This window comes from Pseudomonas wadenswilerensis (assembly GCF_024749185.1).
Classification (GTDB): domain Bacteria; phylum Pseudomonadota; class Gammaproteobacteria; order Pseudomonadales; family Pseudomonadaceae; genus Aquipseudomonas; species Aquipseudomonas wadenswilerensis.
Map to the genome: position 1 here is coordinate 1,972,501 of NZ_CP087191.1, position 20,287 is coordinate 1,992,787.

Annotated in this window: 17 protein-coding genes and 2 rRNA genes (1 of these 19 cut by a window edge); 10 read left to right on the forward strand and 9 right to left on the reverse strand. The window is 62.2% G+C overall.

The features are described 5' to 3' along the window. Positions 1–1,818 (forward strand): 23S ribosomal RNA (locus LOY45_RS09085) (it extends 1,073 nt beyond the left edge of the window). A 136-nt stretch (positions 1,819–1,954) separates the two neighbouring features. Further along, a 5S ribosomal RNA gene (gene rrf, locus LOY45_RS09090) occupies positions 1,955–2,070 on the forward strand. Between the two features lie 153 nt (positions 2,071–2,223). On the opposite strand, the gene queD is transcribed toward rrf, so the two are convergent. Then, a complete protein-coding gene (gene queD, locus LOY45_RS09095) occupies positions 2,224–2,580 on the reverse strand; it encodes a 6-carboxytetrahydropterin synthase QueD (protein WP_258578991.1) in 357 nt (118 codons plus the stop codon). A 49-nt stretch (positions 2,581–2,629) separates the two neighbouring features. Beyond that, positions 2,630–3,712 carry a patatin-like phospholipase domain-containing protein gene (locus LOY45_RS09100; RefSeq protein ID WP_258578992.1) on the reverse strand — a complete coding sequence of 361 codons (1,083 nt, stop codon included), beginning with the start codon at positions 3,710–3,712 and terminating at the stop codon, positions 2,630–2,632. A gap of 158 nt (positions 3,713–3,870) precedes the next feature. On the opposite strand from LOY45_RS09100, the gene LOY45_RS09105 reads away from it, so the two are divergent. Genes LOY45_RS09105 through LOY45_RS09120 form a run of 4 tightly spaced genes read left to right on the forward strand, consistent with a single transcriptional unit; the run spans position 3,871 to position 6,477 of the window. Further along, positions 3,871–4,179, forward strand: coding sequence for a PepSY domain-containing protein (locus tag LOY45_RS09105; RefSeq protein WP_258578993.1), 309 nt, complete (start codon positions 3,871–3,873; stop codon positions 4,177–4,179). Then, positions 4,179–4,493, forward strand: a complete 315-nt coding sequence (locus LOY45_RS09110) for a PepSY domain-containing protein (protein ID WP_258578994.1) — start codon at positions 4,179–4,181, stop codon at positions 4,491–4,493. Before LOY45_RS09105 ends, LOY45_RS09110 begins: the two co-directional genes overlap by 1 nt. Then, positions 4,493–5,161, forward strand: a complete 669-nt coding sequence (locus tag LOY45_RS09115) for a response regulator transcription factor (protein ID WP_115087842.1) — start codon at positions 4,493–4,495, stop codon at positions 5,159–5,161. The genes LOY45_RS09110 and LOY45_RS09115 overlap by 1 nt, the downstream gene beginning before the upstream one ends. Beyond that, on the forward strand, positions 5,158–6,477 hold the full coding sequence (locus LOY45_RS09120) for a sensor histidine kinase (protein WP_134063406.1): 1,320 nt from the start codon (positions 5,158–5,160) through the stop codon (positions 6,475–6,477). Before LOY45_RS09115 ends, LOY45_RS09120 begins: the two co-directional genes overlap by 4 nt. A gap of 85 nt (positions 6,478–6,562) precedes the next feature. Here the strand turns inward: LOY45_RS09120 and LOY45_RS09125 are convergent, their stop codons facing one another. From LOY45_RS09125 to LOY45_RS09135, 3 genes are all read right to left on the reverse strand, one after another. After that, a complete protein-coding gene (locus LOY45_RS09125; RefSeq protein ID WP_258578995.1) occupies positions 6,563–7,414 on the reverse strand; it encodes an ABC transporter permease in 852 nt (283 codons plus the stop codon). Further along, a complete protein-coding gene (locus tag LOY45_RS09130) occupies positions 7,411–8,397 on the reverse strand; it encodes an ABC transporter substrate-binding protein (RefSeq protein ID WP_258578996.1) in 987 nt (328 codons plus the stop codon). The genes LOY45_RS09125 and LOY45_RS09130 overlap by 4 nt, the downstream gene beginning before the upstream one ends. A gap of 153 nt (positions 8,398–8,550) precedes the next feature. Then, positions 8,551–10,698, reverse strand: coding sequence for a methyl-accepting chemotaxis protein (locus tag LOY45_RS09135; RefSeq protein ID WP_258578997.1), 2,148 nt, complete (start codon positions 10,696–10,698; stop codon positions 8,551–8,553). Between the two features lie 269 nt (positions 10,699–10,967). Here LOY45_RS09135 and LOY45_RS09140 point away from each other — a divergent pair, with 269 nt between their 5' ends. Further along, entirely contained in the window at positions 10,968–12,287 is a 1,320-nt protein-coding gene (locus LOY45_RS09140; protein ID WP_115087837.1) for a Na+/H+ antiporter family protein, read from the forward strand. 26 nt (positions 12,288–12,313) lie between these two features. Here LOY45_RS09140 and LOY45_RS09145 read toward each other — a convergent pair whose 3' ends face one another. From LOY45_RS09145 to LOY45_RS09155, 3 genes are all read right to left on the reverse strand, one after another. Continuing rightward, positions 12,314–13,318, reverse strand: a complete 1,005-nt coding sequence (locus LOY45_RS09145; RefSeq protein ID WP_115087836.1) for a FecR family protein — start codon at positions 13,316–13,318, stop codon at positions 12,314–12,316. 191 nt (positions 13,319–13,509) lie between these two features. Then, the gene (locus LOY45_RS09150) at positions 13,510–15,279 is read right to left on the reverse strand and encodes an acyl-CoA dehydrogenase C-terminal domain-containing protein (protein WP_258578998.1); all 1,770 of its coding nucleotides are present in this window, start codon (positions 15,277–15,279) and stop codon (positions 13,510–13,512) included. 24 nt (positions 15,280–15,303) lie between these two features. Further along, positions 15,304–16,926, reverse strand: a complete 1,623-nt coding sequence (locus LOY45_RS09155) for an acyl-CoA synthetase (protein WP_115087834.1) — start codon at positions 16,924–16,926, stop codon at positions 15,304–15,306. Between the two features lie 191 nt (positions 16,927–17,117). Here LOY45_RS09155 and LOY45_RS09160 point away from each other — a divergent pair, with 191 nt between their 5' ends. Continuing rightward, positions 17,118–18,923, forward strand: a complete 1,806-nt coding sequence (locus tag LOY45_RS09160) for a PAS domain-containing sensor histidine kinase (protein WP_115087833.1) — start codon at positions 17,118–17,120, stop codon at positions 18,921–18,923. A gap of 1 nt (position 18,924) precedes the next feature. Next, positions 18,925–19,539 carry a response regulator transcription factor gene (locus LOY45_RS09165; protein WP_115087832.1) on the forward strand — a complete coding sequence of 205 codons (615 nt, stop codon included), beginning with the start codon at positions 18,925–18,927 and terminating at the stop codon, positions 19,537–19,539. Between the two features lie 39 nt (positions 19,540–19,578). Here LOY45_RS09165 and LOY45_RS09170 read toward each other — a convergent pair whose 3' ends face one another. Next, complete coding sequence (locus LOY45_RS09170) at positions 19,579–19,899, reverse strand: ElaB/YgaM/YqjD family protein (RefSeq protein ID WP_115087831.1); 321 nt, start codon at positions 19,897–19,899, stop codon at positions 19,579–19,581. Between the two features lie 130 nt (positions 19,900–20,029). On the opposite strand from LOY45_RS09170, the gene LOY45_RS09175 reads away from it, so the two are divergent. Continuing rightward, positions 20,030–20,284: a hypothetical protein gene (locus LOY45_RS09175; RefSeq protein WP_010226580.1), complete on the forward strand. Its 255-nt coding sequence runs from the start codon at positions 20,030–20,032 to the stop codon at positions 20,282–20,284. The last annotated feature ends 3 nt before the right edge of the window (positions 20,285–20,287 follow it).

Genomic DNA, 20,287 nt, shown 5'->3' on the forward strand with positions numbered 1-20,287 from the left:
TAAAGAAAGCGTAATAGCTCACTAGTCGAGTCGGCCTGCGCGGAAGATGTAACGGGGCTCAAACCATACACCGAAGCTACGGGTGTCACTTAGGTGACGCGGTAGAGGAGCGTTCTGTAAGCCTGTGAAGGTGAGTTGAGAAGCTTGCTGGAGGTATCAGAAGTGCGAATGCTGACATGAGTAACGACAATGGGAGTGAAAAACTCCCACGCCGAAAGACCAAGGTTTCCTGCGCAACGTTAATCGACGCAGGGTTAGTCGGTCCCTAAGGCGAGGCTGAAAAGCGTAGTCGATGGAAAACAGGTTAATATTCCTGTACTTCTAGTTATTGCGATGGAGGGACGGAGAAGGCTAGGCCAGCTTGGCGTTGGTTGTCCAAGTTTAAGGTGGTAGGCTGAGATCTTAGGTAAATCCGGGATCTTAAGGCCGAGAGCTGATGACGAGTTGCCTTTAGGCGACGAAGTGGTTGATGCCATGCTTCCAAGAAAAGCTTCTAAGCTTCAGATAACTAGGAACCGTACCCCAAACCGACACAGGTGGTTGGGTAGAGAATACCAAGGCGCTTGAGAGAACTCGGGTGAAGGAACTAGGCAAAATGGCACCGTAACTTCGGGAGAAGGTGCGCCGGTGAGGGTGAAGGACTTGCTCCGTAAGCCCATGCCGGTCGAAGATACCAGGCCGCTGCGACTGTTTATTAAAAACACAGCACTCTGCAAACACGAAAGTGGACGTATAGGGTGTGACGCCTGCCCGGTGCCGGAAGGTTAATTGATGGGGTTAGCTAACGCGAAGCTCTTGATCGAAGCCCCGGTAAACGGCGGCCGTAACTATAACGGTCCTAAGGTAGCGAAATTCCTTGTCGGGTAAGTTCCGACCTGCACGAATGGCGTAACGATGGCGGCGCTGTCTCCACCCGAGACTCAGTGAAATTGAAATCGCTGTGAAGATGCAGTGTATCCGCGGCTAGACGGAAAGACCCCGTGAACCTTTACTATAGCTTTGCACTGGACTTTGAATTTGCTTGTGTAGGATAGGTGGGAGGCTTTGAAGCGTGGACGCCAGTTCGCGTGGAGCCATCCTTGAAATACCACCCTGGCAACTTTGAGGTTCTAACTCAGGTCCGTTATCCGGATCGAGGACAGTGTATGGTGGGTAGTTTGACTGGGGCGGTCTCCTCCTAAAGAGTAACGGAGGAGTACGAAGGTGCGCTCAGACCGGTCGGAAATCGGTCGTAGAGTATAAAGGCAAAAGCGCGCTTGACTGCGAGACAGACACGTCGAGCAGGTACGAAAGTAGGTCTTAGTGATCCGGTGGTTCTGTATGGAAGGGCCATCGCTCAACGGATAAAAGGTACTCCGGGGATAACAGGCTGATACCGCCCAAGAGTTCATATCGACGGCGGTGTTTGGCACCTCGATGTCGGCTCATCACATCCTGGGGCTGAAGCCGGTCCCAAGGGTATGGCTGTTCGCCATTTAAAGTGGTACGCGAGCTGGGTTTAGAACGTCGTGAGACAGTTCGGTCCCTATCTGCCGTGGACGTTTGAGATTTGAGAGGGGCTGCTCCTAGTACGAGAGGACCGGAGTGGACGAACCTCTGGTGTTCCGGTTGTCACGCCAGTGGCATTGCCGGGTAGCTATGTTCGGAAGAGATAACCGCTGAAAGCATCTAAGCGGGAAACTTGCCTCAAGATGAGATCTCACTGGAGCCTTGAGCTCCCTGAAGGGCCGTCGAAGACTACGACGTTGATAGGTTGGGTGTGTAAGCGCTGTGAGGCGTTGAGCTAACCAATACTAATTGCCCGTGAGGCTTGACCATATAACACCCAAGCAATTTGCGTCGAATGACCAGATTGCGGTGTTGTGAAGACTGCAAAGCCGAGAATTTGTAACTCACAAGCATCACATACCCGATTCGCTGGAGTGTCTAACAAGACCTTCTGGCAACAGAATTTCTTGACGACCATAGAGCATTGGAACCACCTGATCCCATCCCGAACTCAGCAGTGAAACGATGCATCGCCGATGGTAGTGTGGGGTTTCCCCATGTGAGAGTAGGTCATCGTCAAGATTAAATTCCGAAACCCCTATCTGCGTATGCAGGTAGGGGTTTTGTCTTTCTGGGGTCTGTGGGAGCGGCGTCGCACCGCCGCTCTCACAGGACTGAAAACCAGGCCAAAAAAAACCACCCCGCAGGGTGGTCTCTTCACATCCATTTACCGACTCAGTCGCCGTAATACTCGCAACCACTGGTGCAGGTCTCATGAATGCGCACCTTGGAAAGCTCAGGCAACAGCGGCTTGACCTGGTCCCAGATCCACTTGGCGATCACTTCGCTGGTCGGGTTCTCCAGGCCAGGAATATCGTTCAGGTAGTTGTGGTCCAGTTGCTCGTACAGCGGCTTGAAGATCGCCTTGATCTCGGAGAAGTCGCGGATCCAGCCGGTATGTGGATCGAGCGGGCCAGTCAGGTGCAGGGCAACCCTGAACGAATGGCCGTGCAGGCGACCGCACTTGTGCCCTTCAGGCACGTGGGGCAGGCGGTGGGCCGATTCGAACGTAAACTCTTTAAAGATTTCCACGATGTCTTGACTCAGTAAACCAATGCTGGCGGCCAGTTTACCAGCATGGTCACTTCAGTGGTTGCAGATGCGCGTGCAGCTTGCCGGTTTCTATCAGCTCGAGCAGCTCATCGCCCAGGCGCTGGCTTTCGGCCATTGCCTTGTGCCAATAACGCTGACGGCTGCCAGCATCGCCCATGAAGCGCTTGAAGTCGCTACGATCCGGCAACTTGCCGTAGGGAAGGCTGGCCAGATACTGCGGCGAGGGTGCCAGCAGCAGCACGTTGCGCAGCCGATCAACATCGCCACGGCGCCACGGCAGGGCCTTGTCGAACCAGCCGGGGATGACCTTGTCGGTGAAGTGCGGGTAGAGCACCAGGTCATTGCCGGCGTAGGGCAGGTCCAGGTGATAGTCCAGCAAGCCGCCATCCCGATAGGTTCCCTGGCCCACGCCCGGAATATCGCGCACACCTTCCATGACCATGGGGATAGACCCGGAAGCCAGCAGGGCATGGCGCAAATTGGCGACGTCCAGGTGCAGGCAGCGCGACGGGAAGTCAGTCAATGGCTGCAGCGGCGGAGCACTGCGGGCATCATGAAGAATGATCCGCTCGAAGTGACGGGACAGGCGCGGGCGGCCGATCAGGTTGTCGGCGATCACAGACGACAGGCCCATGCCCAAGCGTCCGCGATGATCGTGAGCAAGCAATCCACGGCTCTTCACCACCATGATGTTCAGGCGATAGTCAGCACTTTCGAGGATCTGCGCGTCGCGTCCTTCGAGCAATTCATCGAGCATGCGCTCGCAGCTGCGGCTGACTTCGGCTTGAGTCACACCCTTGGCAAAGTCTTGTTCGGTGTACAGCTGCCCCAAGCGCCGCAGGGCCTGGGCCGGGTTGGGCAGGCAGGCACTGGCGAAGCGCCAGGAGCCGATCGAGGCACCGATCAGCGCCCGTTCACGCGGTGCGCCGGGCAACCACTGGCCGAACAATGCCAGGTCCAGCCCTTGGATGCCCAAGGCCTTGGGGCCGCCCGCAGCGCCTGGCAACACACCCACATCCGCTGCCTGCAAGCCACCTTCGCGTATGCGTTGCAGGGCACGGCTGCCGGCCTTGAGGGTCAGGGCCGGGTACTTGATATGGATTGCGCTCATACGGGCCTCGCGGTCTTGAGCCGGTAATTATAAAGAACAGCGTCCAGATGTGGGGCTGGGCTGCGCTATCATGTCGCCAGTTGTTTTCAGCTTCAATTAAGTTCGGTTGGGTACTCTAGGCCCCGTAGAAACATTTTTGATCTCAACGGAGAGACACGATGAAAACTTTGACTGCCCTGTTCGCCACTGCTGCCCTTGCCCTGAGCGCCAACGTTGCGCTGGCTAAAGATGTACAGCCTGACGAAGTCGTAAAACTGGTCAACGCCAAGACCATCAAGTCTCTGGACGAACTCAAGGCCGCCGCCGTGGCCAAGCACCCAGGCGCAACCGTCACCGATTCTGAGCTGGAAGACGAGTACGGTCGCTACATCTACAAGGTCGAACTGCGTGACGCCCAGAATGTCGAGTGGGATGTCCACATGGATGCCAAGACTGGTGAAATCCTCAAGGATGCCCGGGATAACTAATGACCGTTCGATTGCGAACAGCACAGACACTTCTCATTGCGCTGTTGGCCCTCTGCTCGCTGGCTTCGGCCCGTGACCTCGATCAGGATGAAGCCCTGCAACTGCGGGAGCGGGGCATCATCCTGCCGTTGGAGCAACTGCTTAAAGACGCCCTGGGACGCTATCCCGGGGCGAGGTTGCTGGAGGCGGAGCTGGAAGAGAAACACGACAGATACGAGTACGAGGTCGAATTGCTGACCCCTGAAGGCGTAGTGCGCGAGATCAAGCTCGATGCTACCAATGGAGCGCTGCTCAAAGACGAGGAAGATGACTGATGCGCCTGTTACTGGTCGAGGACAACGTGCCGTTGGCAGATGAACTGACCCAGAGCCTGCAACGCCAGGGGTATGCGGTCGACTGGCTGGCCGACGGCAGGGATGCGGTCTACCAGGGCAGCAGCGAACCCTATGACCTGATCATTCTCGACCTCGGCCTGCCCGGCTTGCCGGGCCTCGAGGTGCTGGCCCAGTGGCGCGCATCGGGGCTGTCGACACCGGTGTTGATCCTCACCGCGCGTGGCTCCTGGGCCGAGCGCATCGAGGGCCTCAAGGCCGGCGCCGATGACTACCTGAGCAAGCCGTTTCACCCGGAAGAACTGCAGCTGCGCATCCAGTCGCTGCTGCGTCGTGCCCGTGGCCTGGCCAACCAGCCGACCCTGGAAGCCGCCGGCCTGCAACTGGACGAAGGCCGCCAGTGTGTGACCCGCGCCGGTGTCGACATCCAGCTCACCGCTGCCGAGTTTCGCCTGCTGCGTTACTTCATGCTCCACCCGCAACAGATCCTCTCGAAAAGCCACCTGGCCGAGCACCTCTACGACGGTGAAACCGAGCGCGATTCCAACGTCCTGGAAGTGCACGTCAATCACCTGCGCCGCAAGCTCGGCCGCAGCGTGATCGAAACCCGCCGCGGCCAGGGTTATCGCTATGCCGGGAGCAGCGAGTGAAGTCGATCCAGGCACGCTTGAGCCTTGGCCTGATTGCGGTACTGGTGCTGGTCGGGCTGGTCCTGGCCCAGCTCAGCCTGTGGCTGTTCGAAGCCGGGCTGCAACGCTACCTGGAGACCGGCCTGCGCAAGGAAAGCGAAAACCTGCTGGTGGCGCTGGTGCGCGGCCAGACCGGCCTTGAACTGGATGAGCGACGGATTTCCTCGGCCTACAAGCGGCCGTTTTCCGGCTATTACTTTCGCATTGATTTCGACGGCGGCAGCTGGCGATCGCGTTCGTTGTGGGACATGGACATGCCAGCGCCGCAAAGCCCCGGTCTGCACACCGGACTGGAACTGGGGCCTGAAGGCCAGCAACTGCTGGTACTGCGCGCCGATTACCGGCGCCTGGGTCAGGCCATTTCCATCAGCGTCGCCCAGGACTACACCCCGGTACGGGATGGCTTCAGGCGCATGCAGCAGATCGGCCTGGGCCTGGGCCTGGTCGCGCTGTTGCTGATCCTGGTGCTGCAACGCATCACCGTGACGCGCTCTTTGCGCCCACTGGAGCGTGCCCGCGAACAGATCGCCCAGCTGCAGCAAGGCCAGCGTTCGCAGCTCGATACTCAGGTACCGACAGAACTTGAGCCCCTGGTCGCGCAGATCAACCACTTGCTGGCCCACACCGAAGACAGCCTGCGCCGTTCACGTAATGCCCTGGGCAACCTCGGTCATGCCCTCAAGACGCCTCTGGCGGTGCTGCTCAGCCTGGCCTCCAGCGAACGCCTCAAGGACCTGCCGGAAGTTCGTGCCCAGTTGCGCGACCAGCTCGAGCAGATCCAGCAGCGCCTGAGCCGCGAGCTCAACCGCGCGCGGCTGGCCGGTGACGCATTGCCGGGCGCGCAGTTTGATTGCGATGCCGAATTGCCAGGGCTGCTATCGACCCTGGGCATGATTCATGGCGAAGGCCTGGAGCTGAGCAAGCATGTGCCGCCGGGTTTGCTCCTGCCTTGGGACCGTGAGGACCTGCTGGAGCTGCTGGGCAACCTGCTGGACAACGCCTGCAAATGGGCGGACAGCGAAGTGCAGCTGAGCATCGAAGAACAGCCGCAACACTATTGCCTGTGGATCGACGACGACGGTCCCGGCATCCCGGAGACGGCCCGTGAACAAGTTCTCGAGCGCGGTACCCGGCTTGACGAGCAGGTCGATGGCCACGGCCTGGGCCTGGGTATCGTGCGCGACATCGTCGAGGCCTGGGGCGGGCAGATGCGTTTGCTGGAAAGCCCGCTGGGTGGTTTGCGGGTCAGCATCGAGCTACCGCGCAAGGTCAGATAGCATCGCGGGGCAAGCCCGCTCCCACAGACTTTGTGGGAGCGGCGGTGCGGCGATCCGACTTGACCCGCGATGAGGTCTGCAAATTCTAACCGCGCCGCACCTGCCCATACGCCTGACTAATCCGGTCAATCACCATCGCCAGCGCCACAATCGCCAACCCGGCCTCCACCCCTTTGCCAACATTGAGCGTCTGAATCCCCGCCAGTACATCTTCCCCCAACCCGCGCGCGCCAATCATCGAAGCGACCACCACCATCGACAGCGCCATCATCACCGACTGGTTGAGCCCGGCCATGATGCTCGGCATCGCCAGCGGCAGTTGCACCCGCCGCAGTCGCTGCCAGCGACTGGCGCCCAGGCCGTGGGCCGCCTGGATCAGGCTCGGGTCGATCTGGGTCAGGCCCAGTTCGGTCAGGCGGATCAACGGCGGCAGGGCGTAGATCAGGGTGGCGAAGATCGCCGGTACCTTGCCCAGGCCGAACAGCATCAGCACCGGGATCAGATAGACGAAGCTGGGCAGCGTTTGCATGACGTCGAGCACCGGCATCAGCAGCTTGCGCGCCAAGGGCCGGCTGGCCAGCAGGATGCCCACCGGGATGCCGATCAGCACGCACAGGCCGGTGCTCACCAGCACCAGCGCGCAGGTTTGCAGGAGCTTGTCCCACAGGCCGACCACGCCGATCAGAAACAACAGGCCGCTGAGCACCAGGGCGCGGGTGATGCTGCGGCTGGCGTGCCAGGTCATCAGCGCGACGATCACCAGCAACAGCCACCAGGGCGTCAGGCGCAGCAGGTTTTCCAGGCCGACCAGCACGTGCAGCAAACCATCGGAAACATTGCGCAATTGATCGCCGTAAGCCAGTACCAGCCAATCGACGAAGCGGTTAACGGCGTCGGCAAAGGAGAAGTGCAGCGCTTCGGGGAAGCCTCCACTCACAGGCTCGCCTCGACCTTGCCCGCGACTTCGGCGGGTAGCCAGGCTTTCCAGATGCCCGGGTTATCGCGCATGAACCTGAGCGCTGCCTCCTTGGGCGCCTCGCGCTTTTCGCTCATCTGCGCCAGGGTCTTGTTGAGGGTGTCGATAGGCAGGTCCACCTTGGCGAAGAACTCGACCAGTTCCGGATAATCCTTTTTGAATGGCGCCGAAACACCGATGGACAATTTTGCCGGCAGTGAACGCGTGCCTTGCGGGTGCGGATGGCTGGCGTCGGTCAGGGTCTGCCAGGCCTCGGCATTGAACGGCGGTTCCTCAAGGCGTACCAGGTCGAAACGCCCCATCAGCGGGGTAGGGCTCCAGTAGTAGAACAGCACCGGTTTGCCACGGCGTATGGCCGAGGTGATTTCGGCATCGAGTGCGGCGCCCGAGCCACTGCGAAAGTTCACATAGTCATTGTGCAGGCCGTAGGCCTTGAGCTTCTGGCTGTTGACGGTCTCGGAAGTCCAGCCGCTGGGGCTGTTGAGGAAGCGGCCCTTGTCGGGGGATTCGGGGTCCTTGAACACGGCCTTGTACTGTTTGAGGTCGGCCACCGAGCGCAGGTTCGGCGCCAGATCCTTGATCACGTACGCCGGCACATACCAGCCCTCATCGGCATTCTTCACCGTATCGCCGATGCTGAACACCTGGCCGGCCTGCTCGGCCTTGATCCAGGCGGGGCTGCGACCAGCCCATTCTTCGCCGATGACCTGGATGTCGTTGCGGGCCAGGGCCACTTCCATGCTCACGGTGCTGCCGGGCAGGGTGTCGGTGGGGTAGCCGTAGCCTTTCTCGACGATCAGCCGCAGGATCTCGGTGGTGAGGCTGCCGCTTTCCCAGGTGATGTCACCGAAGTGGATGGGCGTGGAGTTGTCGGCGGCGTGGCTGGAGGGTATCAGAGCCAGCGCAAGGAGAGCGCTGGCCAGTAGGGTAGTGATCGGCTTCATTGTGCCTCGCTCGCAGGGTAGGGAGTCTGGCAAGTGTAGTAGAGGAGAGCCGGCAGGTTTTTGTGGGAGCTGGCTTGCCAGCGATGAGGCCTGCATGAGGCTCCACCAGCGAGCGCTTTGCGCTCGATCGCTGGCAAGCCAGCTCCCACGGGGTTACACCCGGAACTGATCCATCAGCCCCTGCTGCTGGTTGGCCAGGCTGTTGAGCGACTGGCTGACCCGCGCCGATTCGTTGGCCTGTTCCGACAGCGACTCGGTGACGTCACGAATGGTCGCCACGTTGCTGTTGATCTCTTCGGCCACCGCGCTCTGCTCTTCGGCGGCGCTGGCGATCTGCAGGTTCATGTCGCTGATCACCGTGACCGCATCGCCGATCTGCTGCAGGGCCGTGACCGCCTGGCTGACCTGCTCGACGCTGCCCTGGGCCTGGCGATGGCTGCTGTCCATGGCGCCGACCACTTCACGGGTACCGGCCTGCAGCTGTTCGATGACCTGGCGGGTTTCTTCCACCGATTCCTGGGTGCGGCGGGCCAGGTTGCGGACCTCGTCGGCCACCACGGCAAAACCACGACCGGCTTCACCGGCACGGGCGGCTTCGATGGCGGCGTTGAGGGCCAGCAGGTTGGTCTGCTCGGCGATCGAGCGGATCACTTCCAGCACCGAACCGATCTTCTCGCTGTTCTCGGCCAAACCTTCGACCTGGCCCATGGCGGTACTCATGTCGGCGGCCAGGGTGTCGATGCTGCTGGTGGTGCGGTCGATCACGGCCAGGCCCTGGCGGGTGGCCTGGTCGGCGTCACGGGCTGCCTGGGCGGCTTGCGCTGCGCTGCGGGCGACGTCCTGGGCGGTGGCGCTCATTTCATGGGAGGCGGTGGCCACCTGATCGACCTGGCGATACTGCTCTTCCATGCCGGCGCTGGTCTGGCTGGCGATCGCCGAGGACTGGTCGGCGGTATCGCGGGCGGCCTGGACCGAGCGCTTGACCTCGGCAATGGTCGGCTGCAGCTTGTCGAGGAAGCGGTTGAACCAGCCGGCCAGCTCACCCAGTTCATCGCGCTTGTCGTAGGTCAGGCGGCGGGTCAGGTCGCCTTCGCCGCTGGCGATGTCCTTGAGCATGGCCGCGACGCCGAGGATCGGCCGGGTCACGGTGCGCGCCATCAGCCAGATCAGCAGCAGGCCGACGATAGCCGCCAGCAGGCCCAGGCCCAGTTCCATCAGGGTGCCGCTGGTGTTGCGCTGGTCGAGCTCTTGCTTGAGGGCTTCGGCCGGGCCGGTCAGGGCGCTTTCCGGCACATCGAGCAGCACGCCCCAGGGTTTGCCGTCGGGGATCGGCGCGAACGAGGCCAGCACTTTCAGGCGCTGGTTGTGGTGGATGCTGTGCAGCGGAGTGCTATCGCCGAGCAAGCGGATCAGCTCGGCGCCTTTTTCCATGTCGACCTGGTCAAAGCGCTGGGCCAGCTTGCTGGCGTCCGGGCTGTAACCGGCCAGCAGGCCCACGGGGCTGAGAATGCCGACCTGGGTCTGGCCCTGGTAAAGGTTGCGGCTGGCCTGTTGGCTCATGGCCTGCAGGCTGTTGAGGTTGATGTCGATGGACAGGGTGGCGATGACCTTGTCGGCCGCCATCAGCGGGAACACGATGCTGGTCATCAGCACCTGCTGGCCGTTGATTTCATAGAAGTAGGGCTCGATCACACAGACCTTGCGGGTCGTGCGCGGGCACACCGACCAGGTGTTGGCCGGCTCGCCGCTGGGGCCGATGCTGGTGTCGTTCATGTCGCGCTCAGGCAGCGCCATTGAGGTCAGCTGGCCCGGGGTCGGTTGCGACCAGTACAGGGCAAAGCGGCCTTTCTCGTTGCTGCCCAGTTCTTTCTGGTCGACGAACAGCGAGTCCTTGTTGTCCAGGGCGTTGGGCTCGAACACCAGCGACAGGCCGAGCAGGTCGGGGTTGGCCTGCAGCGCGGCGCGCACCTGGCGGGTCATGTCTTCGCGCAGGTCGAAGGCATCGAGGAAGCGCTTCTCGGCCTGCTCGCGAAGGAACAGTACCTGGCGGGAGAAGCCGGCACCGTACTGGTAGGCATCCATGAACTGGCGACGGATGTTCAAGGCCTGGACTTCACCCTGGGACTCGATGCGTCCTTGGGCCGCTTCAGTGAGCATCTGCATGCTGCTGGCCTTGACCAGTTGCGTGCTGTGCTCCATGCGGTACAGCGAGAGTCCCACCAGCAGGGTAACGATGCCGGCCAGGCACAGGCCGGCCAGCAGGGTGATCTTCCACTGAATGGAAAGTTGTCTGAACGACATGGCGAAGTCCTTTGATCCTGAAAGATTGAGGCTGCCGACTTTATCGGCTGCGATGCCGTTTTCTTTATTCAAACGTTCAATTGAAATGCGTCGTTTTCGGTCACGGAAGCGACTAATTGTCGCAGGCGCGAAATTCCGTTTTTTTGACAAGCGCGGGGGTCTGCTTCAGAGTGTGCGCCCTCCATAAAAATACCTGTCGTTCGGCCACTGCTCCCGAGCAGTCTGTCGCCGGATCGGTCGCTTTTTGTCTGGTTTCTAGAGGTCACAGAATGAATGCAGTAATTGCCGCGGTCGGCATCATGCTGGTATTGAGCCTGTCCCGCGTGCATGTGGTGATTGCCCTGATCGTGGGTGCCCTGGCGGGTGGGCTGGTCGGCGGCCTGGGCATCGAAGGCACGCTCAAGGCCTTCAACGGCGGGCTGGGTGGCGGTGCCACGGTGGCGTTGTCCTACGCTTTGCTCGGCGCCTTCGCCGTGGCCATCGCCAAGTCGGGCATGGCCCATGCCCTGGCTGATCGTGCCTTGGCCATGATCGACCGGCAGGGGCACAGCAACGGCGGCAAGGTCAAATGGCTGCTGATCGGCCTGCTGTTGGTGGTGGCAATTTCGTCGCAGAACATCCTGCCGATCCATATCGCCTTCATTCCGTTGCTGGTGCCGCCGCTGCTGTATGTGCTGACCAAGCTGCAGATCGACCGGCGCCTGGTGGCCTGTGTGATGACCTTCGGCCTGATCACCCCGTACATCTTCCTGCCGGTGGGCTTTGGCAACATATTTCTCAACCAGATCCTGCTGGGCAGTGTCAGCCGCAGCGGCGTGGATGTCAGTGGCGTCAACGTCACTCATGCCATGGCCATCCCGGCGGCGGGCATGCTCTTCGGTTTGCTGGTGGCGGTGTTCATCAGTTATCGCAAGAAGCGCGTGTATGACCTGGAGAAAATCGAGCAGGTCGAGCAGGTGGCCGTGAGCTACAACCCGCTGACCCTGCTGGTAGCGGGCTTCGCCATTGCGGCGGCGTTCATCATCCAGTTGTGGCTGGACTCGATGATCATCGGCGCCATGGCCGGCTTTCTGATCTTCTCGGTGTCGGGCATCGTGCGCTGGAAAGACACCGACGACCTGTTCACCGAAGGCATGAAGATGATGGCCATGATCGGCTTCATCATGATCGCCGCCTCGGGCTTTGCCGAGGTGATGAAAGCCACTGGTGAGGTCAAGACCCTGGTCGAGGCCTCGGCGGCCTGGATCAATCACAGTAAAGGCATCGGTGCACTGCTGATGCTGCTGGTGGGGCTGCTGGTGACCATGGGCATCGGTTCGTCGTTCTCCACCGTGCCGATCCTGGCGGCGATCTTCGTGCCGCTGTGCGTGCAACTGGGCTTCGATCCCGTAGCGACCGTGTGCATCGTCGGTACTGCCGGTGCCCTGGGCGACGCCGGTTCACCCGCGTCGGATTCGACCCTGGGGCCGACCTCGGGCCTGAACGTCGACGGTCAGCACCACCATATCTGGGACACTGTGGTACCGACCTTCATCCACTACAATCTGCCGTTGCTGGCGTTCGGTTGGCTGGCGGCGATGATGCTCTAGGGCTGCGCAGGGGCTGAGCGCAAGGCTCAGCCTTTGGCGGGTGGCGGCGAGATGCGGTTAAGCACCATGTTGCCGCTCTTGTTCTGGGTCAGGTACACCGGCAACACCTTGGGCAGGGTACTGACCAGACGCTTGATCTCGCTGGTGTTGTAGATGCCGCTGATGCGAATGCTACCGGTGCTGGTGTCAGCCAGTTGCAGGGGTTTGTCCAGGTAGCGGTTGATCATCGGCAGGGCCTGGGCCAGGCTCTGGTTGTCAAGGATCAGCTTGCCATTGCGCCAGGCCAGGCTGTTGTCCTGGCTGTAGGTCTGATCCAGGTGCGGTTCGTAATCACCCGCCCGGTAGCTGGCCTGCATGCCCGGGCCAAGGCGGTAGCTGCTGTCGCTGGCCTTGCCGTCACTGCTGACCAATACCGAACCTTCCACCAGGGTCACCTTGACCTGATCGTCATACTTCCACACGTTGAACTGGGTGCCGGTGACCCGGGTCCAGCCATTGGCCGCGTGCACCACGAAGGGATGCTGACTGTCGTGGCTGACCTTGAAGAAGGCTTCGCCCTTGATCAGCGTGACCCGACGCTCGTCCTTGTAATTGGTGAAACGCAGTTCGGTGTTGAGGTTGAGTTCGACTTCGCTGCCGTCGCTGAGCACTACGCGGCTCAGATGCTCACTGCTTTCCAGGTACTGATAGCTGTTGGGCAGCCAGCCTTGCTCCCAACCGATCCAGGCGCCAGCCGGCAGGGTCACCAGGGCGATGGCTGCGGCCGTGGCGAACCGCTGCCAGGTGCCGCGGCGGCGCTGAGGCAGGGGCACGACGTTGTCGGGGAAGGTGCGGGGCAGATGGTCGGCGGTCTGCCAGATGTCCACCATCGCCTGGTATTCCTGCAGGTGCAACGGATGAGCCGTCAGCCATTGCTCGAACGCCAGCCGCTCGGCGGCGGTGCAGTCTTCAGCTTGCAAGCGCAGGCACCACTGCGCAGCGGCATCGGTGATGGCATCATGTTCGGCGGCGCTGAGACTGGTGTGGTTCATTGAAACTCCCGGTTTTGTCCATTCTACCTTGCAGGGTAGGTGGCCGAGAACCGAGATAATGGCGAATGACTATCAGTTGTAGGTTTTTTTACCGCCAAAACCCCGTAAAACCACGGATTTGACAATGATTGCTTACAAAATCACGGACGAAAGGTAGGCCTGCGCCACCGGGCAGCAGCGCAGGCCGTTCTTCAGAACTGCGCGGCGTCAAGCTCGAACAACGAGGCACTGCCGGCACGAATGCTGGCTTGCAGCGACAGCGTCCGGGGCAACAGGCGTTCGAAAAAGAACGCCGCGCTGGCGAGCTTGGCGCCGTAAAAGTCCGGGTCTTGCACCAGCGCGTCGCGGGCGACCGCGGCCATGCGCGACCACATGTAGGCGTAGGCGACGTAGCCGAACAATTGCAGGTACTCCACAGATGCCGCGCCAATGGCATTCGGGTCGCGGCTCGCTTGCTCGCACAGCCACTGGCTGAGGTCCTCCAGCTCGTCCAGGGCGTTGAGCAGCGGCTGGCGAAAAGGCGGTTCGGTTGCGCTGAACTGGCGAATCTGCGCGGCAAAGGCCGCCAGCGCCTGGCCACCATCGGCCACGACCTTGCGCCCGAGCAGGTCCAGGGCCTGGATACCGTTGGTGCCCTCGTAGATCTGTGCGATGCGCACATCGCGCACCAGTTGCTCCTGGCCCCATTCGCGAATGTAACCATGGCCGCCGAACACCTGCTGGCCGAGCACACAGCTTTCCAGGCCGTTGTCGGTAAAGAAGGCCTTGGCCACCGGGGTCAGTAGCGCCACCTGACGTTGCGCCGCGTCGCGTTCATCGGCGTCTTCGGCGTACTTGGCGATGTCCAGTTGCTGGCCGACGTAGGTGGCGAAGGCGCGTCCGCCTTCGGTGAGGGCGCGCATGGTCAGCAACATGCGCCGCACATCCGGGTGGACGATGATCGGGTCGGCAATCCGCTCCTTGTCCTGGGCACCGGTGGCTGCCCGGCTTTGCAGGCGCTCACAGGCGTAGCGGGCGGCGTTCTGGTAAGAGGCCTCGGCACAGCCGATACCCTGGATGCCGATCGACAGGCGTTCGTAGTTCATCATCGTGAACATCGCCGCCAGGCCGCGGTTCGGTTCACCGATCAGGTAGCCGGTGGCGCCGTCGAAGTTCATCACGCAGGTGGCCGAGGCCTTGATGCCCATCTTGTGTTCGAGCGAGCCACAGCTGACCGCGTTGCTCTGGCCCAGGCTACCGTCGGCATTGACCAGGCGCTTGGGTACCAGGAACAACGAGATGCCCTTGGGCCCGGCCGGCGCATCCGGCAGCTTGGCCAGCACCAGGTGGATGATGTTGTCAGTCAGGTCCTGGTCGCCGCCAGTGATGAAGATCTTGGTGCCGCTGACCTTGTAGCTGCCATCGGCCTGGGGCTCGGCCTTGCTGCGGATGATGCCCAGGTCGGTACCGGCGTGGGGCTCGGTCAGGCACATGGTGCCGGCCCACTGGCCACTGTAGAGCGCCGGCAGGTAAGTGGCCTTGAGCGCGTCGCTGGCGTGGGCGTCGATCGCCAGGCAGCAGCCGGCGCTCAGGGCCGAGTACAGGCTGAAGCTGCAGTTGGCGGCATAGAGCATCTCTTCGAACTGCACCGCGAGCATCTTCGGCATGCCCAGGCCGCCAAATTCCGGGTTGCCGGCCAGGCCCACCCAGCCGCCGTCGCGGTAGGTCTGCCAGGCCTGGCGAAAGCCGTCCGGGGTGCGCACTGCACCGGCCTCGAACGCTACGCCCTGTTCATCGCCGCTGCGGTTGAGCGGGGCGAGCAACTGGCCGGTGATTTTCGCCGCCTCTTCGAGGATGGCCGTGGCGGTGTCGGCATCGACCCGCTCGGCCAGGGCTGGCAGGCGCGCCCACAGGGCCGGGCCATGGAACACTTCATGAAGGACAAAGCGCATGTCGCGCAGGGGAGCATTGAATTCAGGCATGGCAGTTCTCGCAGTCAAAAGGGGTCAGAGCGCCTTGGCCCAGTCGCGCAGCAGGTACTTCTGGATCTTGCCGGTAGAGGTCTTCGGCAATTCGCTGAACACCACGGTTTTCGGCAGTTTGAAGCCGGCCAGGTGCTCGCGGCAAAAGGCGATGATCTCGGCTTCGCGGGTGCCCTCGCAGCCGGCCTTGAGGGTGATATAGGCGCAAGGGGTTTCCCCCCATTTGTCATCCGGGCGGGCGACCACGGCGGCTTCGAGTACCGCCGGGTGCTTGTACAGGGTGTCTTCGACCTCGATGGTGGAGATGTTCTCGCCGCCGGAAATGATGATGTCCTTGAGCCGGTCCTTGATTTCCACGTAGCCGTCGGCATGCCACACCGCCAGGTCGCCAGTGTGGAACCAGCCGCCACGGAAGGCTTCGGCGGTGGCTTCGGGGTTTTTCAGGTAGCCCTTCATCACTGTGTTGCCGCGCATGAAGATCTCGCCCAGGGTGTTGCCGTCGCGCTGTACCGGCTCCAGGGTCTGCGGGTCGGCGACCATCAGGCCTTCGAGGGTCGGGTAGCGCACGCCCTGGCGCGACTTGATTCGCGCCCGTTCGGCCAGCGGTTGTTCATCCCATTCAGCGTGCCAGGCACAGACCGTCACTGGGCCATAGACCTCGGTCAGGCCATAGACGTGAGTGACCTTGATGCCCATTTCTTCCACCGCGCCGATGACCTTGGCCGGCGGCGCCGCGCCGGCGACCATGGCATTGACCGGGTGATCGATCGCCGCCTTGGCCGATTCGGGCATGTTGATCAGCGCATTGAGCACGATCGGCGCACCGCACAAATGGCTGACCTGATGTTCGCGGATCAGGGTGAGGATCTTCTGCGGGTCGACCCGGCGCAGGAATACATGGGTGCCGGCCAGGGCAGTGACGGTCCAGGGGTAGCACCAGCCGTTGCAGTGGAACATCGGCAGGGTCCACAGGTACACCGGGTGGTTGCCCATGGCCCAGGTCATCTGGTTGCCGAGGGCGTTGAGGTAGGCGCCGCGGTGGTGATAGACCACGCCCTTGGGGTTGCCGGTGGTGCCGGAGGTGTAGTTCAGCGAGATCGCCTGCCATTCGTCTTCGGGCCAGTGCCAGGCGAATTCGGGGTCACCTTCGGCGAGAAAGGCTTCATAGTCCAGGTCGCTGACCGCCTGGCCTTCTCCGTACTCCGGGTCATCGACATCGATCACCAGCGGCGGGTATTCCATCAGCGCCAGGGCCGCTTCAATGACCTTGTGGAACTCGCGGTCGCTGATCAGTACCTTGGCTTCGCCGTGCTCGAGCATGAACGCGATGGCCTCGGCATCCAGGCGCACGTTGAGGGCGTTGAGCACGGCGCCGATCATCGGCACGCCGAAGTGCGCTTCGAGCATGGCCGGAATGTTCGGCAGCATCACCGCCACCGTATCGCCCTGACCGATACCGCGCCCGGCCAGGGCGCTGGCCAGGCGACGGGAACGTTCGTAGGTCTGTTGCCAGTTGCGCCGGATCGCGCCGTGGATCACCGCCGGGTACTGGCCGTAGACGGCGGCGGTACGCTCGATGAAACTCAAGGGGCTCAAGGCAACATGATTGACAGGGGCGGGCGCCAGGCCCTGGGAGAAAATCGACATGAGGTCGTCCTGTGCAGGAGGCAGTCGCCCGTGGCGAACTGAAACCTCCGATGGCTGATTGTTAGCTCTGATCAGGTTTCGTGAAGGGCAGGCCCTTCCGCTGTCGCAAGTTTTACGCGAATGGCTATGGTAACTGGAAGATAGACTATAGCAATATGGTATAAATACTATAAAAGCCCTGAGGCGCCGCTTTGGATACTTCTTTCACCTTGCTGCTGGCCAAGGATCCGCAACCGAGCCTGTTGCTGGATGCTTCAGCCAGCGTACTGGCCAGCAACCCGGCCTTGCAGGCGCTGCTCGGGCCCTGGCCGCAGCGTGACGTCGAGCACTGGCTGCCGAGCAACTACCGGGCACTGGTGCGCGCCTGCCTGGAGCAAGGGCGGGCGATCAATGAGGTCGAGGCGCCGGTGGCCGGGCAGATCCTGCTCTGGACCTTCATCCCCGATGACGCCGCCCAGCAGGTGCTGGCGCGTTGTCGTGATGCCACCCTGGAGCGCCAGGGTGAACGTGACGCCAGCCAGGCCCGGCGCCTGTACCGGCTGATCACCGAGAACACCACCGACCTGATTTCCCGGCACACGCCTGACGGCAGTTTTATCGATGCCTCGCCCGCCGCGTTCCGCCTGCTGGGCTACTGGCCGGAAGAACTGCGCGGGGTGCAAGTGCAGTCGCTGTTCCATCCCCAGGATCGCCAGCAATCGTTGTTGCAGGCATCCCAGGCGCTGGAGCAGGACGGCTACCAGACCATGACCTGCCGGGTGCGGCACCGTGACGGGCGTTACCTGTGGTTCGAGATCGCCAGCCGCGCCATCCGCGAAACCTATACCGGTGCCGTGGTGGAGATTGTCAGCGTCTCGCGGGACATCAGTGTCCGTATCGAAGCCCAGGAAAACCGCCGGCGCCTGGCCGAGGTGGTCGAAGCCAACACCGACCTGGTGCTGTTCAGCGACCGCGACGGCCGGCTCAGCTACCTCAACCGCTCGGCGCGGCGGACCCTGGGGTTGCAGGGGGTAGAGCCGCTGCCCGGGTTGCACGCCTTGCTCGACCCGCAGCTGCAGCAGCGCTTGCACAGCGAAGGCTGGCAGCGTGCCGAGCAGCACGGCGTGTGGCAGGCCGAGGCGCGGCTGATCCCGCACCAGGGCGGCGCGGCGTTTCCGGTATCGCTGGTGTTGCTGGCCCATCGCGCTACCGGTGGTGAGCGCTACTACTCGCTGGTGGCCCGCGACATGACCGAGCGTGAACTGCGCGAAAGCCAGCAACGCCGCCATCAGGACGAACTGGCCCACAGCGCCCGGCTGATTACCCTGGGCGAGCTGGCCTCGGGGATTGCTCATGAAATCAACCAGCCGCTGGCGGCGGTGGTCAACTATGCCAGTGCCAGCCAGCGTTACCTGCAAGCCGTGGAGCGCGATCCGCAGGCCGCGCAACGCGTCGCCCAAGGCTTGCAGCGCATCAATGAACAGGCGACCCATGCCGCTGAAGTGATCAAGCGCTTGCGCGCCTTTTTGCGCAAGGAACCGCGACGCCTGCAGGCCTTGGCGATTGCCGATGTCGTGGCTGAAGCGGTACGCCTGTGCGACTGGGAGGCCAGCCGCGATCAGGTGAGCATCGAGCAGCGTGTGGACGAGGGGTTGCCACCGGTGTATGCCGACCGGGTGCTGCTCGAACAGGTGCTGCTTAACCTGTTGCGCAATGCCATCGACGCCAACCGTGACCAGCACGACGGCCAGGCCTCGCGTATCCTGCTCAGCGCCGAGCTTGCGGCGGGCTGGCTAACGATCCGGGTCAGCGATCAGGGGCCGGGGGTGGCGGCCGAGCGCCTGGATGGCATCTTCACCCCGTTCAACACCAGCAAGCCGGACGGCCTGGGTTTGGGCCTGAGCATGAGCCGCAGTATCGTCGAAGGCTTTGGCGGCACCTTGCAGGCACAGCCTGGCGAGGCGGGCGGATTGATCTTGTGCTGTCGGCTGGCGCCGGTGGCAAACAGTGGGGAGTGATATGCAGGAACCGCGGGTGTATGTGGTCGATGATGATCAGGGCATGCTCGATTCGACCGTGTGGTTGCTCGAGTCGGTGGGCTTGCAGGCGCTGCCGTTCACCAGTGGCCAGGCGTTTCTTGACGCCTGCGACGGCCATGTGCCGGCCTGTGTGCTGCTGGATGTGCGCATGCCGGGGATGGGCGGCTTGAGCGTGCAGGACGCGTTGCGTGCGCGGGGGATCGATTTACCGGTGATCTTTGTCAGTGGCCACGCCGATGTACCGATCGTGGTGCGGGCCTTCAAGGCCGGGGCTTGCGATTTCATCGAAAAACCCTACAACGATCAGTTACTGCTCGATAGCGTTCAGGACGCGCTCGGGCAAGTGCGCCATGCCGGGCCGCTGGAAGCGGTGCAGGCGCGTGTCGACAGCCTCACGCCCCGCGAACGTGATGTGTTCCTGCCGCTGGTGCAGGGCTATACCAATCGGGAAATTGCCGAGCAGCTGGAGGTCAGCATCAAGACGGTCGACCTGTATCGCTCGCGGGTGATGAAGCGCATGCAGGCCGATCACTTGCCGGCGCTGGTGGGGATGGCGATTGCCTGCGGGCTGGTGCAGCCGTTGAATTTGCGTTGACTGGATCGCGGGGCAAGTCGGCTCGCCCCGCGATGGGTATTAAGGTCTGCGCCCCAGCAACAAACCGACCACCAGGCCGAACCCCGCGGAAATCGCCACCGTCTGCCACGGATGGCCACCGATGTAGTCCTGGGTGGCATCCACCACTGGCTGCGCCTTGCTGCGCACGCTGGTGACCGCATCACGGGCCTGCTTCAATTTCAGTCCGATCTGGGCGCGCAGGGTTTCGGCTTCTTCGCCAACCAGTGCGGCACTGTCGTTCAGTAGTTTTTCCGACTCTTCGATCAACGCCTGCAGTTCACTGAAAGCCTGATCCTTGATTTGCTCGGCATCGCTTTGCACGGTGGTTTTCCTGGCCATGGGCGCTTCCTCGTCAGTTGATGGCATTGAACAGTGGATGCCGCCGGGCGCGGAAAGTTGCAGCGGTTTGCCGGGCCCCGGCGGCTACAGTGTAAGATAGCGCCTATTTTCCAGCGGCAGGACACCCCTCATGAGTTTCAATCTGGCCAACAAGAGCTTCGCCGAACGGGCGCAGATCGAGGACGAGAAAGCACGACTGTTCGAGCTCTGGCAGACCAACCTGGGCAAGGCCAAGGCCGACGCCGCCCGGCTGATCGCCGAAAAACCACGGCGCAAGGGCAAGTGGGCCGAATGGGTCCGGGCCGAACTGGACGGCATGTCGCCGCCCGAATACGCCAACATGGTCCGCAGTGAAGTCAACAAGCTGATGGCAGCGGCCAAGTAAGCC

What these genes read in the sequence shown, in the direction of transcription:
- LOY45_RS09155 (WP_115087834.1), bottom strand. Translation starts at nt 16,926, where the DNA reads ATGTCGATTTTCTCCCAGGGCCTGGCGCCCGCCCCTGTCAATCATGTT.
- LOY45_RS09140 (WP_115087837.1), top strand. Translation starts at nt 10,968, where the DNA reads ATGAATGCAGTAATTGCCGCGGTCGGCATCATGCTGGTATTGAGCCTG.
- LOY45_RS09170 (WP_115087831.1), bottom strand. Translation starts at nt 19,899, where the DNA reads ATGGCCAGGAAAACCACCGTGCAAAGCGATGCCGAGCAAATCAAGGAT.
- LOY45_RS09165 (WP_115087832.1), top strand. Translation starts at nt 18,925, where the DNA reads ATGCAGGAACCGCGGGTGTATGTGGTCGATGATGATCAGGGCATGCTC.
- LOY45_RS09100 (WP_258578992.1), bottom strand. Translation starts at nt 3,712, where the DNA reads ATGAGCGCAATCCATATCAAGTACCCGGCCCTGACCCTCAAGGCCGGC.
- LOY45_RS09110 (WP_258578994.1), top strand. Translation starts at nt 4,179, where the DNA reads ATGACCGTTCGATTGCGAACAGCACAGACACTTCTCATTGCGCTGTTG.
- LOY45_RS09175 (WP_010226580.1), top strand. Translation starts at nt 20,030, where the DNA reads ATGAGTTTCAATCTGGCCAACAAGAGCTTCGCCGAACGGGCGCAGATC.
- LOY45_RS09150 (WP_258578998.1), bottom strand. Translation starts at nt 15,279, where the DNA reads ATGCCTGAATTCAATGCTCCCCTGCGCGACATGCGCTTTGTCCTTCAT.
- LOY45_RS09135 (WP_258578997.1), bottom strand. Translation starts at nt 10,698, where the DNA reads ATGTCGTTCAGACAACTTTCCATTCAGTGGAAGATCACCCTGCTGGCC.
- LOY45_RS09115 (WP_115087842.1), top strand. Translation starts at nt 4,493, where the DNA reads ATGCGCCTGTTACTGGTCGAGGACAACGTGCCGTTGGCAGATGAACTG.
- LOY45_RS09145 (WP_115087836.1), bottom strand. Translation starts at nt 13,318, where the DNA reads ATGAACCACACCAGTCTCAGCGCCGCCGAACATGATGCCATCACCGAT.
- LOY45_RS09130 (WP_258578996.1), bottom strand. Translation starts at nt 8,397, where the DNA reads ATGAAGCCGATCACTACCCTACTGGCCAGCGCTCTCCTTGCGCTGGCT.
- LOY45_RS09105 (WP_258578993.1), top strand. Translation starts at nt 3,871, where the DNA reads ATGAAAACTTTGACTGCCCTGTTCGCCACTGCTGCCCTTGCCCTGAGC.